This is a genomic window from Sphingobacterium phlebotomi, assembly GCF_008180195.1.
GTDB classification, from domain to species: Bacteria; Bacteroidota; Bacteroidia; order Sphingobacteriales; family Sphingobacteriaceae; genus Sphingobacterium; species Sphingobacterium phlebotomi.
Genome location: NZ_VTAV01000001.1, coordinates 308,281 through 326,134, shown reverse-complemented (window position 1 = coordinate 326,134; position 17,854 = coordinate 308,281). Strand labels below are relative to the sequence as shown.

Annotated in this window: 9 protein-coding genes; 2 read left to right on the top strand and 7 right to left on the bottom strand. The window is 44.3% G+C overall.

What is annotated here, in order from left to right:
* The first annotated feature begins 11 nt into the window (after positions 1–11).
* Positions 12–2,132, top strand: a complete 2,121-nt coding sequence (locus FXV77_RS01185) for an SPFH domain-containing protein (RefSeq protein WP_148917393.1) — start codon at positions 12–14, stop codon at positions 2,130–2,132.
* Between the two features lie 4 nt (positions 2,133–2,136).
* Positions 2,137–6,966, top strand: coding sequence for a DNA repair ATPase (locus tag FXV77_RS01180; protein WP_148917392.1), 4,830 nt, complete (start codon positions 2,137–2,139; stop codon positions 6,964–6,966).
* Between the two features lie 3 nt (positions 6,967–6,969).
* Here the strand turns inward: FXV77_RS01180 and FXV77_RS01175 are convergent, their stop codons facing one another.
* The 7 genes from FXV77_RS01175 to FXV77_RS01145 form a co-directional block, all read right to left on the bottom strand.
* Positions 6,970–8,052: a TlpA disulfide reductase family protein gene (locus FXV77_RS01175; protein ID WP_187443968.1), complete on the bottom strand. Its 1,083-nt coding sequence runs from the start codon at positions 8,050–8,052 to the stop codon at positions 6,970–6,972.
* Between the two features lie 20 nt (positions 8,053–8,072).
* On the bottom strand, positions 8,073–9,188 hold the full coding sequence (locus FXV77_RS01170; RefSeq protein ID WP_148917390.1) for a TlpA disulfide reductase family protein: 1,116 nt from the start codon (positions 9,186–9,188) through the stop codon (positions 8,073–8,075).
* 37 nt (positions 9,189–9,225) lie between these two features.
* On the bottom strand, positions 9,226–10,770 hold the full coding sequence (locus tag FXV77_RS01165; RefSeq protein WP_148917389.1) for a PKD-like family lipoprotein: 1,545 nt from the start codon (positions 10,768–10,770) through the stop codon (positions 9,226–9,228).
* A gap of 18 nt (positions 10,771–10,788) precedes the next feature.
* Entirely contained in the window at positions 10,789–11,649 is an 861-nt protein-coding gene (locus FXV77_RS01160; RefSeq protein ID WP_148917388.1) for a DUF4843 domain-containing protein, read from the bottom strand.
* A 16-nt stretch (positions 11,650–11,665) separates the two neighbouring features.
* Positions 11,666–13,129 carry a RagB/SusD family nutrient uptake outer membrane protein gene (locus tag FXV77_RS01155; protein WP_148917387.1) on the bottom strand — a complete coding sequence of 488 codons (1,464 nt, stop codon included), beginning with the start codon at positions 13,127–13,129 and terminating at the stop codon, positions 11,666–11,668.
* Positions 13,130–13,149: 20 nt separating this feature from the next.
* Complete coding sequence (locus FXV77_RS01150) at positions 13,150–16,464, bottom strand: SusC/RagA family TonB-linked outer membrane protein (protein WP_148917923.1); 3,315 nt, start codon at positions 16,462–16,464, stop codon at positions 13,150–13,152.
* A 222-nt stretch (positions 16,465–16,686) separates the two neighbouring features.
* The gene (locus tag FXV77_RS01145) at positions 16,687–17,841 is read right to left on the bottom strand and encodes a FecR family protein (RefSeq protein WP_148917386.1); all 1,155 of its coding nucleotides are present in this window, start codon (positions 17,839–17,841) and stop codon (positions 16,687–16,689) included.
* Positions 17,842–17,854 lie beyond the last annotated feature (13 nt).

Here is a 17,854-nt window from a genome sequence, read left to right as displayed (position 1 = left end):
TATATAAACCAATGACAAGCAACACATTATTATTTGTAGACGGGCTGACTGGTGTCATTTTAATTGCCGTAGGTGCCGTTGTTTTCTTTATCCTTGCTTTTTTTGTCGTGCTCAGCATGTTCTACAAAAAGATTCCACAAGGAAAAGCCATTGTACGTACCGGCGTGGGTGGCACGAAGGTCGCTTTCAATAAGGGAATGTATGTCGTTCCGGTATTCCACCGGATGGAAATCATGGATATTTCGGTAAAGAAAATCGAAATTGCAAGAATGCAGCACGACGGATTAATCTGTAAGGATAATATTCGTGCAGACATTAAAGTCGCGTTCTTCGTTCGGGTGAATAAATCCGTCGACGACGTCATTAACGTAGCCCAAAACCTCGGTTGCGACCGTGCGAGTGATCCCGAAACCTTAAAAAACATCTTCGAATCCAAGTTTTCAGAAGCCCTAAAAACGGTAGGTAAGAAGTTCGATTTCATCGAACTCTACGAGGCTAGACGAGAATTTAGGGAGGAAATCCTGAACATTATTGGTACGGACCTCAACGGTTACATCTTGGATGACTGCGCCATCGACTATCTGGAACAGACCGAGCTGAAATTCCTAAGTCCGGACAACATTTTGGATTCGGAAGGTATCAAAAAAATCACGGAGCTAACGGCTCTACAGAACATGAACGCCAACCTGATTCGTCGAGAGGAAGAGAAAGTTATTAAGAAGCAAGATGTAGAAGCCCGCGAAGCTATCCTGGAACTCGAACGACAACTGGCTGAAAAAGAAGAAAAACAGCGCAGGGAGGTCGATAACATCAAAGCCCGCGAAGAAGCTGAAATCGCAAAAGTGCGTGAAGAAGAACGTTTGAAATCTGAAACAGTGCGTATCGCTACCGAGGAGCAACTGGCCATTCAGGAAGAGAACAAGCTTCGACAGATCATCATTGCGGAGAAAAACAAACTCCGTACCGATGCGGTCGAAACCGAACGGGTGGAAAAAGACCGTGCACTGGAAGCAACCGAGCGCGAGCGTATTGTGACCTTAGCACAAATCGACAAACAGCGCTCGATTGAAACAGAGCAAAAAAGTATCCAAAGCGTTATCAAAGAGCGCGTACAGCTTGAAAAAGGAGTTATTGAAGAGCAACAAGCGGTTAAAGACCTCGAGGTCTTCCGCGATGTGGAACGTAAGAAACAGGCCGGTGTCATTGCGGCTTCGCAGGAAGCCGAAGAGCGCTTAATCGCTATCGTAAAAGCAGCGGAAGCGGCTAAGATTGCTGCAGAGCAAGAAGCGGAGAAGAAAGTAATCGATGCCGAAGCCGCCCGTAAAATCGCCGAGAAAAAAGCACAAGAATTGCTCATCGAAGCCGAAGCGAAAAAAGAAGCTTCTGCAAAAGAAGCTGAAGCCCGCAAAATTATAGCCGAAGCACAAGCAAAAGAAGAAGCTGCACTTGGTCTTTCCGAAGCGGAAGTCATGGTAGCAAAAGCCGAGGCAGAAGAAATCCAAGGCACCAAAGAAGCTGTTGTTATTGAGAAAAAAGCAGAAGCTTTACGTAAAGAAGGATTGGCACAAGCCGAGGTCGTTCGCGAAAAAGCATTGGCGGAAGCAAAAGGTATCGAAGAGAAAGCAGCTGCAATGAAACAATTGGACGGTGTCGGCAAAGAGCACGAAGAGTTCAAATTGCAATTGCAAAAAGAGCGTGACGTAGAATTGGCGCATATCAACATCCAAAAAGATATTGCCGCAGCACAAGCAGGTGTACTGTCCGAAGCCTTGAAGTCAGCCAAAATTGACATCGTCGGTGGTGAAACGATGTTCTTCGAAAACATTGTTCGCCAAGTGTCCAACGCCAAAGGATTTGACCATTTGATTAACAACTCAAAACATGCTACAGATATTAAAGATGCATTGATAGGCGTCAATGGCAACGGTGATTTGGCGGAGAAAATCCGTGGACTCGCTGACAAATATGGTGTCTCTTCCAACGACATCAAAAATCTGACGGTATCCGCCGCGTTGATTAAATTACAACAAGCAGCTAAGGCCGAAGGTGAAGAAGAAGACACAGGCTTTATCAATTCGCTGTTCGGATTGGCGAAAAACTTAGGCGTATCGAACAAGAAACTGAACGGTTAGTTTTATGCAGGAACAACAAAACAGCCTTGACCAAGGCGCGTATGAAATCATCCAAAAGCGTCTGCGAACACAAAAGGAAGATCTTATCAAAAGGTTGCAGGTACTGAATGACGCCCGTCGGGAGGTATTTAGTGCCACATCCTTTACATTGAAAGCCAACCAACGGATCACGACAGACAACACCTGTGTTGCACGCGGCATTGTCGCCATTGACGAGGTATGTATTTTCGGCTACAACGTACATTTCGGTTTACGCACAGAAATCAAGCTGGAAGATGTTTTCAGCATCTACCTTTTTGAAAACAATCAGTTCATCCCACAGCCATTAGATTTGATCAACGACCCCAACTTCGTCGTCGATTATCAAAATCTATATAAGTACTATCGGGATGCGATCTTCGCGCGATTCCGCCGTACGGAGAACTACCTCTACATGATTTTCCAAACCAGCAAGAAAGCTTCTGACCTGAAAGCATTCAAGTGGCTGATCAAAGATGGTAAACTCCATTATCAAGACGACAGAAGTATACATGAAGTACGGCTGCCTGATCAGTTTGAGTTTGACTGGATCAAAACCACACTGGAAGATCGTCGTTTAGGAAAATTTCCGCATATTTCCATTTTGGACAAGGTATTTATCGAAGCCCTGCACGGTGATATTACATTCAAAATTGAAGACAATACCGACAGTGGAAAGGGAATTTACGCCGAAAAAGTGACGAATCTCGACCAGCAACTCGATGATGCGGAGTACTATTATGCGGATCTAGGCAATCTCATTGCCATACGGGTAAAGCCTTATCAAGAAGATTTCCGAGCTTACGTGTTCAACCAGCGCACAAAGGAGGTTGTCAACCTCAAATCGCTGAACGAATCCGCCATCCTATTGCCCGATAACCAAGGCCTAATTTTCTCCAACGGATATTACCTGCAAAACGGAACCCACAAAATCTTTGAGGGCAACGCAGACAACATGTCTTTTCTACGGAAAATTGCTTCGCCAAACGGTGAAGACTTCCTATATGTCTTCACCCAGAAAGAAACGAACACCTACATACTGCTATCGTACAACATCATCCAGCAGGCCGTTGAAACACCTATTATCTGCAATGGATTTACGATTTTCAACGATGGGAGCCTCATTTATTTCCGAACAGAAGCCGAGGCCACACGCCACCATCAGGTGCAAATATGGGAAACACCTTATATGGAAATACTTCAGGAAAATGAAGCAAAAAAGAATCATCCATTATATAAGGTGGGCAATAAACAGATTGTGCAGGCGATGGCGGAGGCGCAGGAAGTCATCCAGTTAGTCCATAAAGAAGACAGCTACGAGGGGCTATACGAGGATATCCTCAAAAAATCCGGCAACCTGCTGGACGCTTATTTTTGGATCCAAGACGACGCCTTGTCCAGCCTTGGCACACCGCTAACACAGATACAGGAAATTGCCAATTCCGCAATTGATGAATTCGTGAAAGTACAGGCACAGCGCAAACATGCTGAAGAACAGATACAGGCACTGAAAGAAAAACTCGAACAGTTACAGTTTGGCATCAATAGTACGGTGATAGAACAACTGGACCAACTGGTTCATCAATTGGCCGATGCAAGACGTTTACTCGGCGAAGCTATTGAACTTAAAAATGTCAAATACGTTGCGCTGGATCACGTTGAAGAATTACAGAAAACACTACACCAAATAACCGACGAACGCTCCCAACATACGGTCACTTTCCTATTGCGAGTGGAAGCGCTCAGCTCATACGAGCAACGCGTAGAGGAACAAAAACAACAGGTAGCGGCTATAGAAAAAGCGTTTGATGCGAAAGCGATTGAAGACGGTAATCTGGCTATTGCCAACGAACTGGAGCTTTTGATCGATATGCTGCACAGCTTGAAGATCGAAGACGCGACACAAACCACCCAAATAGTAGAAAAAATATCGGTTATCTTCGCTTCCTTAAACGAAGTGCGCGCACAGCTGACCCGCAAACTCAAATCGTTGCAGGGCAAAGAAGCTATTGCCGAATTTTCGGCGCAAATGACCCTGTTGGAGCAATCGGTCACGAATTATTTGGAATTGTCTACTTCCACCGATAAGGTGGAGGAATACTACAGCAAAATACTGGTCCAGTTGGAGGAACTGGAAAGTAAATTTGCTGATTTTGATGATTTTGCCTTAAAAATAGCTGATAAACGGGATGACGTCATCAAGGCCTTCAACATCCGGCGCGAGCAACTGGTGGAGCAGATCAATAAACGAACCGGTTCTTTAGTACAGATCGGCCTACGCGTATTGAAAAACATCGAAAACAAATCGGCTACCTTCCAAAACCGGGCAGAAATACAGAGCTTTTATGCCGCTGATCTCATGATAGACAAGGTACGGCAGCTTGTTGCAAAGCTAAAAAGTCTAAACGATATTTCTAAAGCCGAAAACCTAGAAAACCTGTTAAAAAAATCGCAGGAAGATGCCCTGCGGACATTGCGGGACAAAACAGAACTGTATGTTGACGGTGACAATATCATTGCACTCGGCGCACACAAATTTACGGTTAATAAGCAATCGCTCAGCCTCACGCTTGTTCGTCGCAACGAAGAGCTCTACTTCCACCTGACAGGTACCAGCTTCTATCAAAAGGTCAAAAATGATGAACTGCTACAATACCACAACATTTGGGAACAGGAACTACTATCGGAAAACAAAGAGGTTTATCGTGGCGAGTATCTGGCGTACCAAGCCTTCTTAGTTTCACAAACTATCAGACAATTTGACGCCGAAGCCTATATTGCAAACCATATTGAACAGCATTATTCAGAAGGTTATATCAAAGGTGTCCATAATACCGACGCATGGCAGATTTTCCAAGCGGTCAAACAATTAGACGAAAAACTCGAATTATTACGCTTTGAGAGCCCTCTGCGCGCCATGGCGCAGCTGTTTTGGCACAGCCTGTCAGAAGACAAGCGCGAGCGGTTACAGCACCTTATCCAATCGGGGCGATCCGTACTAAAAGCATTTCCTGCTTCCGTGCGCTACCAATCCATTATTCATGAGATTGCTGCACAATTTTCGGTGTGGGAAACATACCTGGACTTATCGGATTATGGTCCACAAATGGTTGCGAATTATCTGTTTCAGACATTCACCAGTTACAGCAAACTGACCTTAAGTGAACAAGCCGACCATCTCCAACAGGAATTTGTCCGCTACCTAGAAGACAAAAAAATATATCCTGATTTTGAACAAGATTTTCAAAATGAACACTTTGATGATACCGATCGTTATCTACTCCTACTAAACTGGCTACATGCTTTCGTCGATCAAACCGAAAAAGCCGACAGCTACCAGCCAATCATGGAAGAAACCGCTGCAGCTCTTCTGTTCCCAAAAGATGACTATCATCTCGTATTCGGACAATATAACACAACATTAGAACAACTGAAAGGCAACCATACCTTATTGGAGGATGGTACATTACAGCTGAATTACCACGCTTTCATGCAAAAAATGCATGATTTTGTGACCGTAGATGTACCTCGTTTTGTAGCTTTTTCCCAACTGAAAGAACAAATCAGCAAATCGTATAAAAAAGAGTTAAAAATAAATGAATTTGAGCCGAAAGTATTGACGTCTTTCGTCCGGAACAAACTCATTAACGACGTCTATTTTCCACTCATTGGCAACAATCTGGCAAAACAATTAGGCGCTGCAGGCGACAACAAACGTACTGCACGTATGGGCATGCTTTTGCTCATTTCTCCGCCGGGCTATGGCAAGACTACATTAATGGAATATCTTGCCAAAACGATGGGCTTACATTTTGTGAAAGTAAACGGTCCAACAATAGGACATTCCATTACCTCCATCGATCCCGTAGAAGCCAAAACATCGGGCGAGCGTGAAGAACTTAAAAAAATAAACCTGTCTTTTGAGATGGCAGACAACGTAATGTTATACTTGGATGACATACAGCATTTAAGTGCCGAATTTTTGCAGAAATTCATCTCATTGGCTGACGGGCAACGTAAAATCGACGGTATTTTTGATGGTGAAAGCAAAACTTACGATCTGCGTGGCAAGCGCTTCTGCATTGTTATGGCCGGTAATCCTTATACCGAAAGTGGTTCTAAATTCCAGATTCCCGATATGCTTGCCAACCGGGCAGATGTGTACAACCTAGGCGATGTTATTGGTGATACGGAACATTTGTTCAACCTAAGTTTGATAGAAAATGCGGCTATCGAAAATAGCTATCTGGCGAAGATTGCCGGAAAATCCTTCCCAGATTTTTATGCCCTCGTCGACTATGTACAATCTGGTGCCGAGCAGATTCCGGAGCTCGAAGGGGTTTATCTAAAACAGGAAATCGAAGATTTCATCGCTGTGCTACGCCACGTGATGAAAATCCGTGATACCGTCATCAAAGTCAACAAAAGCTATATCCAAAGTGCCGCGATGCAGGATAGCTACCGTACCGAGCCGCCTTTCAAGATGCAGGGCTCTTACCGCAACATGAGCAAATTAGTTGCGCAGGTCATTCCGATGATGAACGATGAGGAAATCAACCAAACGTTGTTGGCACACTACGAAAGCGAATCACAAACGCTGACGAGCGATACCGAGAGCAATCTGTTGAAGCTGAAAGAGCTTGCCGGATTGATTCGTCCCGACGAACAAAAACGTTGGGAAGACATCAAGGAAATATTCCGCAAGAACAATAAGCATGGCGGACTAGGAAAGGACGATAAGGTTTTCGCCCAACTTTTAGAATTTAATGAGAATCTAGAAGGAATCATTAAGGCTATTCAAAACGGCAAGGGTTAACCACTAGTATAGGATTTTTTCTAATTCTTTGATTAATTGGTCTCCCCTTAGACCTACAGCAACAATCTTACCCTTAGGATCGATAAGGTAATTGATAGGGATAGACAGTACATTGTAGCTGCGTGCTGCAGTACTATCAAAGCCTTTAAGGTCGGATACATGAATCCATGGAAGGCCATCCTTTTCAATCGCATCGATCCACTGTTGTCTACCGCTTTCTTTGTCGAGCGATACACCTAATATCGTAAAATTCTTCTCTTTAAATTTCTCATATGCCTTTACTAAATGAGGGTTCTCTGCGCGGCAAGGTATACACCAGGAAGCCCAAAAATCGAGCAACACATACTGACCACGGAAATCTGACAGACTAACTGGATTACCTGAAACATCATCCATACTGAAATCAATAGCTTCTTTTCCAATGCCTAATTTCTTTGCACCAAGCAGCAATCGTGCAACACGTTGACCGTCCTCAGATTCACGCCATGCAGAAGACAAGTCGTTGTATATTGCTGACATCTCCTCGTAACGTCGGGCGAGGAGATTAGGCCTAGCTATTTGTTTCATCAAGTCAAACGAGATCTGAGAATTCGGATGGGAGGCTAAAAAAGCGAAATGTACACTATCCCTTTTAGCGATCATGCGGTCTTCCATCAGATCTTCATCTGTCCAACCGGCGGATTTAAGACTCTTCTGAAGTAGACTGAAATCATCCTGTACAGCACTTCCCGTTATAGTGGCAGTTTCCAGGCTTTCTCCTTTCACACTGGTTATGCCAGCATCAAGATAGAAGTGATTGGTCTCACCTCGTTTCTTTTTTTTTGCTTCCTCTTCTTTAGAATAGCTTACAAAAAGAAGTACTTTTACGGGTTTCTCTACAGTTCCGCTAAGTTCGAAATGCCCTTGACGAACACGTGTCGTATCGTGTTTCAGGGTTTTTCCATTATGGTAGGCCAATAAAACCATACTCCCTTCCATCGCCGGGTTTTTAATGTTGCCCTCTAACTTAAATGCTTTCTGTGCTATTACATTGTTAAAAGCAACGAAGGTAAGCCATAGCAGTACTACGTATTTCAAATTTTTCATAATGCGCATCGGGTTTCCATTTAGTTTACGAGTTCCTGAATTTTGTTAAATAACGTTTCGCCGCGAAGGTTAGTGGCTACTATCTTGCCTTGCTTATCGATGAGCACATTTTGGGGAATAGCACGGACACCATACAATTGTGCAGCAGGCTCCTTCCATCCCTGGAGACTAGACACATGATACCAAGGCATGCCGTCTTTTTCTATAGCATCTTCCCATTTTTTCTTATCATTGTCAAGCGATACACTTAGTACCGTAAACCCGCTGTCGCTGAACGCTTCGTAAGTCTTAACGACATATGGATTTTCTTTGCGACAAGGGCCGCACCAACTCGCCCAAAAATCAACTAACGTATAATTATTCTTCTGAATAATTTCCTTTAGACTTAGTTCCTCTCCGGCAGGTGTCTGCGAAACAAAATCTTTATATTGTTGTCCAGTCAGGTCTCCTTTAGCAGCCAACAACCGAGCCCCAAGCTCCTTACCCAGTGGCGTACCCTTTACCTCCTGACTGAGTTTGTCATAGAAAGGATACGTCGTTTCATAATTGGCGATCCTTCCTAGAGCGGTTTTGTCCAAATGATAAAGTGCGACATATGAATCGGGGTTCTCAACGACAAATTGATGAATAGTTTCTCGCTTTAAACGTCCATATTCATCTAGCCCAACCATCAGTTTTTCTAGATAGGCCTTCTTATCCTCTCCCTCCGGCATGGCTTGATAATTATTAAAACGATCAAACAACGCCCGCTCTACAGGTCTTATTTTGATAGCTAGACGCTCGTGTGCATCCGTCAACGCCGTCCCCGTAATTTTCGCATGACCCAGCAAATCGTTCGACTGTACATCAATAGCTCCTTGCGATAAAAAGAGATCGATCCGATCGCCCTGATCCGCTTTATCAAAGCTCAAATTTCCGATCGTAGGTGCCGTCAACTTTCCTCTAAAAGTAAAGCGCCCGTTTTCAACACGTACGCTATCCACCACTTTTATCGTATCATGCTGGTAATATAGTTTGATGAATTTGTCATCGTTGGATTTTGCTATTTTTCCGTTGATGGTAAAATCTCCCTCCTGTCCAAATGCTACCGTAGCCAATAGGAGGATTAACAATGTCTTTATAGTCTTTAATATCATATCTATTTATTTATTTAACGTTCAAAAATTACAAGGATTAATCAACCGCTCGCCAATTGATATTCTTTACTTTTAGGAGATCGATCCAGGTGCTATTCTCCTGCAGCTGGAGTTCAACTACATTCGGGTTCAGGCCGAGTAAAAACCGGCGTAACGTACCTTTGCTTTCGGTATTGTATGTTGCGATATACAGGCTATTCGTCAAATGATCGATCTGGGTATCAAACTTGAGCATCGTAATCTCGTCATTCCCGATTTCGGGGAAGGTGTAGATCTTTTCAAAACCCGGATTATAGTCATAGGCATATAATGTATTGCCTACCGAATAAAAGACTACACTACGCTGCGAAGAAAAAGCGTAGCAATCAGCCTGTGCAAAATCTGTCGCGATCGGCTTTACGGTATACGCGGCGCGTTTTGCGGGATTTGTTCCGTTGGCATAAAACTTATATATATGGCACGTATGATCACTGTCTTTCATAATGGCAAAAGAATTGCCATTCGTTGAGTTACCATCCGTGTTACGCGTGTTTTCAGCATACACTAATGTTCTGCCGGCCGGTTGGTTCCATGGAAAAGGATCTCCTTCATTATCACGCAGTACTGTTGATGTTGTCGCAATAGCGATCCCACTAAAATTCAAAAACCGCTCATTTAAGGTATCGTACCACATAATATTATTCATTGACCCAATAGGGTAACACAGATATGGAGCAGCAGGTATCCGTACATCCGGAGCTGCTGCAACGCGGTTGACAGGGTTATTATAGTAGTCTCCTCCCAGCAAAACAGGTGCCGCGGCAAATACATCCCCACCTATAGTAACAAGTGCACGGTATAATACACTGCCTATGGCTCCCGCTGCGGTACGAATCTGCGGTGCCACGACCACGGGGTGTAGTGTTTCCGGATCAATATCTTCCGAAATAAATACATACGGCTGAAGGGAATTATTCGTTGTTGCCGCCATCGTATTCAAATCTAAAAAGTACGATCCCGAGGCTGTCATTGCCCATAGACGTCTGTAAGCCGCCGAACCTCCGGTATGAAAAAAACTAATCGGACCGGATAATGGCGGAAGCTCGGTTTTCGCTAAAATTTGCGTAATGTGTACCGTGTCGCCCAACATGGATAACATTTCCGCCTCTGCAAATCCCGCTTCGTTTTCACCGATCAACAGCAAACCCTTGGAGTATGCCGTACTGACCTGTAGTTCTGTATTGGCCACCCAGGTTACCCCGGTTTCTTTATCCAATACACGATAAAAAAGGTTGTAACTGTTCGCGGCCAAGGACACGGGATACGTGAGGTCTTTTTCCCAGGCAATGGTATCAAAATTGGAAGTACCCAACCGCAGTATCCATAGATGATGGTAACGGGACGGATCCGATTCGTCTATAGTCGGGTTAAGGAGAGGCGTGATACGAAGTGTGTCAACGCCTGTCCGCAAGATATAATGCTCTTCGACCTCCTGAATTTCTAGTTCGTTGATCTCGTGATAATCATAATTACCCAGATCCTTACTACAAGCAAAAACGATCAGCAGGCAAAGCAATCCTATACTATAATGATATATTTTCATTTTCTTTTCTTTACTATATTATTCATTACCGGGAACCCATGGCACGCCCACATAGGATGTCCACGGCACCGTACCCATCCACATCAGTCGTCCATCCTCTTCCAATACGGGTTTCCCTTCGTTTAAACGCTTCACTAAAATAGTCGTACCGTCACTGGCAATAAGCATCATTCTGGCCATGGGCATGATTTCCGGATCGTCAAAATCTTCATACTTTACCCGTAGGTTTTCCATTAAAAACTCCATTTTGCGGCGGGTAAACACACCAAGAAGACCTGATTCACGATTACCAGCCTGTAACGACCCTGACCATACCGTCGGCTGTACCATGATATCATCAATCCTCAAAGCGTGTAGACTGGCATCAAACTCACGCACAATCTGACCCTGCGTGAATTCAGGGATAGCTTCCCATTCCGGGAAAGACAGTTCGAAATCATTTGTCGGGATAAGGCGCAGTCCCAACGTTACGGGATTTTCTTCGAGATCCGGCGTGCGTTTAAGAGGAATCTTAACCCTCGTGGATACTGCTCCTGCGGGCACAGTCCACTCTTCCTGAACATCGCCATAGTGCAGCCCGGCAATAGCCGTCGTTGAGTCCGGGTTGACCACTAAGCGAAAAACACGATCGTAGTCCTTGACCGGTCCGGTAATCGCGACGTTTACCTCAAACGCTGTTTCATCTAAACCGATGCGGGCAAACTGTACGTTACTATAAGGTTGATAAGGCCATAATCCTGGGAGAATAGTGGTGTTGTCGTTGTGGCGTACGGCAAAGTAGACGCCTTCTTTGCCCTCGTAAGCCATCATTTCTTTTTCACAACCGTAGAACAGTATACAATACTGTACAAAAAATATAAATATAAATATGCGCTTCATGTTTTTGTTATTTAGATTACTGTCTAAGGGCAATCTCACTATCCGGTAGCGGTACCCTGTAATTATTCAAAACCATGGTTTGGGTCGGATTAATGCTTGCCGAGGAATGGCTAGGCAAGGACTGATATCCGTTGCGTTTATAGAAAAAGAACATTTGTCCCTCACCGATCATTTCACGTCTGAACTCCCTGCCAATTTCTACTTGCAATGTTCTCGCATCATCCGCCGCCAGCGACACGCAATTCCTTGCTGTTCGGAGAGCATTCAAGTACTCCCTTCCCTGATTGACGTCCGGCGAACATTCAGCGGCGATCAACAAGACTTCGGAGAGTCTGATTAAAGGAATCATGTAGCGCCCAGGTGCATCAATAATGTCCTCGTATTTCATATTAGTCGTTGCGCGGATGGTACCGGTAGCCGCCTCTTGCCAGATTCTGCGTCGGAAGTCGTTGTTATCATCATATATATCGCTCACGCGTGTTTCATTCACGTCTTGATTACTAAATGATAATTTGTCGGTGGCCTGCAGACTGACATCGAATAAACCTCTGTACATTTCACTTCGACCGATGTCATACAAGGAAAACATCACCTCGGTCGAGAACATCCGATCCGGTTTGTCAACATCCATCGCGGCATTAAACGTAACGTAGGGAAAAATATTTTCCTCCGGCGATTGCACTTCGCGTAAGAGTTCATCGGCATATCGAAAAGCTTCGACCCGATTCCCTTCCCAAAGAAAGCTACGCGCCAATAGTGCCTTAACAGCGTAATAGTTTAACCTGTACTGTCGGTAAAAGAAATCGTTAGTTCCGTTCGGATTGCTGTAATGCCGTACACCCTCCGTCCGTACAGGATCCGACTCGAGCAGCGATAATGCCGTTTTTAGGTCGCTTACTATGTGCTGCATCACCTCTTCCGAGCTTAACAAAGGTGAAATATCATACCCGGTTTTATCCACGTATGGAATGGCTAAAGCATTGCTGTCTTCTCTATAGATCGGACCAAACAGCCGGAGCATATCCAAGTGAAGCAACGCCCGAAGCGCAAGAGCCTCTCCTTTGACAATACCATAGTAAGGCTGCGGCAACACATTGCTTGGCGCATCGCCACATTTTTCCAAAATGACATTACAGTTCGCGATCAGTTCATACGCCTTTTTCCAGCTGTTGTCTACCGCCAGCTTAACAGCGCTTTCGGTGTAGGCAAACTCTGCGAACTTTCTATAGGTATGTGTACTATTCTGCAGGTAATAATATTGCGCAAATACATCAATCATGCCGGCACTCATATTTTGTCCATACAGGTCCACATGAGCCAACTCCACATATACACCATTCAATGCCATCATAAAACCGGCACTATTCATGAACAGCTCATCTTCTCTCAGTCGATCAACCGGCTTAACCTCTACCCATTTACTACAAGAAAGCACGAAAAAGCTAAATGAAAAGATGATTATTTTATATAGTATTCTCATTTCTTAAATCTTTTAAAATTTTAAAAACGAACAGCCGCCGAAAAGGAGACCGACCGTGCAAATGGATAATCAATACCCCGTTCATTTCTGATGGTCGATATATGGAAGATATCGTTCATATAAGCCCTAAATGTCACTGATGAAGCTCGAACCGCCCTTAACCAAGAGGCTCGCGTACTTTCGTAGCCTATCGAGAACGATTCGCCGACCAGTACATTATTATCTTCTACAAATCGGGAAGAAATTGGCGTGTGTTCCGTTCTTGATATGGCTTTAAATTTAGCATTATCTCCTGGCTGTTTCCAGCGGTCATAAAGTGCTCTCTTATCCTGGTTCAATGCCACACCTCTTTCAGTAATGTTTTCGACCTTCTCATACAGCGTTTGCATAAAGGCCTGACCTCCGAAACGATAACGCAGGAAAGCAGAGGCTGAAAATCCTTTATAGAAGAAACTTGTGCCCAATACCCCCTCTATGTCCGGGTCGCTGTTTCCGACAATAACCTCGTCTTCGAAATTGTATACAAAGGTCTGTTCCCCATTTTTATTCAAAAATATCTCACGGCCTGTAGCTGGATCTATACCCACCGAGCGAACTGCCCACAAATCCGAAGGGCTACCCCCATCATAATAGCGTACGAGATTACGGCTCTTATTCGTTTCATTAAAGTTATTCAATTGATTTCCCATATCTCGATATTCGGCTTTCAGCTGTCGCATATTCAGGTTAACACGCCAGTTAAACTGATCCCGGCTAATTAACGAATAATCGGTATTGATCGTAAAGCCTCGCGTAATCTGTGCCCCTATGTTCTGTGCCACCTGCTGAACACCTACGGAAGACGGTAAAGACACAAAAACCAACAAAGGATCTGTTGTCTTCACAAAATAATCGGCCACGAAACGCAGGCGGTTCCTCAACGTAACAAAATCAAACCCTACATTACGGTCCAATGTCGTTTGCCATTTTAGCCCACGGTTCCCCATATTGTCAACGATCGTACTCGCACCGAAAGGGTTTCGGTTTTCGTTGTTGTAACGGTAGATCCGCATCGATATGTAACTGTCGAAATTCTGGTTCCCTGGATTACCGGCAGTCGCTCTCAGACGTAACTGATTCACCCATCCCCACGCTTTAACGGCGTCTTCATTGTGGACGTTCCAAGCCACACCAAGCGACCAGATATTGGAAAACTGCCGATCCGCACCAAACACGGAAGCACCGTCAGAACGCAACGTAGCGTCTATTAGAAACCGCTGATCATACGCATATCCCATATTCAGGAACACACTAGCACCACGACGTTTTGCTTCCTGATAATCTGCGCGCTGTCCCTCCCGATAACCGAGAGCAAAGTTAGGATTAGAAAACGCATCATCGATAAAACCAAAAACCTGATAAGCGCTTCGTCGTTGAGTTGCCTGTTCCATCCGCATACCCGCCACCGCATTCAACATATGCTTTTCGGCAAAAAGCTTTCCAAATGTGGCGCTGAGATCACCGTCATAGTTCACGTTTCTACCATTTGCCTCCCAATACCTCCCTCTCTCCAATGGATCCGTACCCAAAAACGCCGTATTGTATGGTGAGTTGAAAATCTCATCGCGTGTCGACAGGCTCCGAAGTCCGAAACGACCCCGTACCCGTAACGACTCTCTTACCCGCCATTCCAGCTCGAAGTTATTGGTAAAACCTTGCGATACCTGCTCGTTTACATTCAAATTACTATTATCGTAAAGCGGGCTATAAATAGGATCAAAGTCAGATCGTGTAACACTAAAATCTTCCAATAGCATCTTCACACTGCCATCGGCATTATATTTACGGTGATAGGGGTTCGCTCTCGAAAAATCGGAAAAAGGCGACGTCTCTTTGTTTGCTATCACGTTATCAATGCTTAGGGAGTTTGTAAACGATATCGCTCCCCGTCTATATAATAAGCGAACATTCCCATTCGTTGCCCGTCTATCAGAACCTTTCATAACCCCTTTTGTAATACCATGATTAAGCGAAGCACTATAGCGCAAATTCGCATCTCCTCCTTCAGCGAACAGCGTATGCCGCTGGTTGAGGGCTGTACGAAGCGGCTCATTAGCCCAATAGGTATTGACACCGCGGCGAACCTCTTTGAGTCTATCAAAGTAAAGAGCTTCGTTGTTTGGGTTAGCGCCAACAATAATCTGCCCGTCAGCATTCAGCAGACCATAAAACCCAGATAAGAGTTCAAACTGCAGTTTTTCTTCCGCATTCATCAGGTTGTAATCTGTCAGATCGGCAAAACTCACCTGCCCATTAAGCGTATAGTTGACACGCAACTGCCCCGGCTCCGGACGTTTCGTCTCGATCACCACTACGCCATTGGCTGCTTTGGAACCGTAGATTGCCGCCGCTGCTGCATCCTTAAGTAGTGTAATGCTTGCGACCCGATCCATACTAAGATCGGAAATGATGGCGAGTGTACTTTCGAAACCGTCTAGTATAAACAACGGCTGATTAGGGTTCGCACTATATTCATCGGTAAGTCCAATAACACTACTTTTACCTCTAATCTCGATATCGGGTAAACGATTGGGATCGGAACCGAATAAATTATTATCTACGATGGCAAAAGAAGGATCAAGTGTTTTTAGACTCTGTAATACATTCTGATTACCCACCATTTGCAACTCCTTAGCTGTGTAGGTGGCCGAAGATCCCGTAAAGCTTTCCCTGTCCCGCTGGTATATACCGGTCACTACCACATCTTTGATTGCATCAGCATTGGGTACCAACGTTACGTTTAAGACGCGCTGCCCTTTATAAGGAACTTCCCTGGGTTGCATCCCGATATAACTGAACGTAAACACGGCATCTTCACGAAGATTTGCTGCGGTCAATTGGAATTCTCCTTTCGCGTTGGTCGTCGCAACCTGGTTGGTTCCCTTTACCCGCACGGTAACGCCTTCGATCCCTTCGTGATTTTCGGCATCAACCACCTGTCCCGTAATCATTTCTTGTTGTTGTCGCTGCACAAATGCTTCTTTTTTCGAATTATCAGGCAGGTTTTTCTTAAAAAAAGAAATGGTTTTGTCTTCCACCTGATAGCCTACAGGTTGATTGGCTGTTACTGTTTTTAGAAACGCATCCAGTTCCATTCCCCTTACATCTAACGTTAGGGGAGACGTTGAATTCAGAACGTTTTTGGTGCTAAACACGGTATAGCCACTTTGTTGTCGAATCGCTTCCAGAATAGCGGAAAACGCAATGTTTCTGCCTTTGAAGGTAATCTTCTGTGAGTAGCTGTTCGCACTGACGGAGAGCATCCCCGCCACTAGTAAGAATAGGGTTATTCTCATCACTCGCAATAAGTAATTTTTATTCATTAATTTTACTTGGATTTGGTTAGTACAAAACCTGCTGTTAAAAATAGTTTTTAGACTAACCTGTCTGTTTGAAGGAAAGGATGGCACTCCTTTCCTTCTTTATTATACAGGTCGTCAATTCTTTGTTGCGTTACGCTTAAGTCTTCTATGTCATCTGCATTTCTCCTTTGATTTGTTCGTAATTTTTCATGAATGTTAATAAATAATTAGTGTACGGTCTGGTATATCCAATTCGTAACGGACATTTGCGGCATCCAATAGGCGGAGCACTAGATTTATCCGATCATTTCGATAAGCGTCTCCTACCAATTCGATAGCTGGAATACGCCCTTTATATACAATAGAAAGATTGTACCATCGACCGACTTCGGCCATTGTTTCTTCAAACGTTTTACCGTCAAAACTAAATTTACCATCTTTCCAAGCGATATAATTTTGAGGATCTACTTGTTTCACCTTTGTTCGGTTTCCCATCGTGCTGGCCTGTTGCCCTGGACGTAAGCCGACTTCCTTATCCGGTGCTTGTACCCGAACAGAACCTTCCACTAACGTCGTCTTTACGAAAGGCTGTGTGGAATAACTATTTACATTGAACTGCGTACCGACGACTTCAACAGACTGGCTTTTGGATTTGACGATAAAAGGTACACGTCGCTTTTCCGCATCCAACATGGATTTGACTACAAAAAAAGCTTCGCCCTCTAATTCGACGATTCTTTCGGTACCAGAAAAGCGGGACGGGTATTTTAATCGCGTGTCTGAATTTAACCAGACCTGTGTACCATCTGACAAAGTAACCTGATAAATACCTCCTTTTGGTATGTAAAGCTGAAGATTTTTCATTTCACTGATATCAACTTTCCTATCCAGTTGCTGTCCATTCGCATAATGTATAGCGTCATCCATTACAATACCCTGTTGTTCCGTATCTAACGTCATTTGACTTCCATCAGCCAATAACAATACGGCCTTGTTGCCTCCTGGTAGAATAGAATCCTGCTGCGCTTCTGCGCCAATTTCCTGAATAGACACTTCCCCTTTCCTTATATTAATCCAAACAACAGCAAAAACAAGTAATATAGCCGCGACTGATGACGCCCAGAGCCAAGGTCGGAGATGGTAAATCCCTGCTTTTGGAGCGGCCTCTTCTGATTTGATCCTTGACATCAGACCATTCAGCATGCGCTGTTTTATCTGCTCACCCGTCAAAGGTTCAGCACTGGTTATGGTTAATTGCTCATCTGCATGACTGTTATACCATTCCAAAAGTTCCTTTAACTCCTCGGGGTTGATCTCCCCCTGTTGGAACTTGAACACAAGGCCTTCTATATAGTCCGAGTCTTTATTCATGAATAAAAATGAT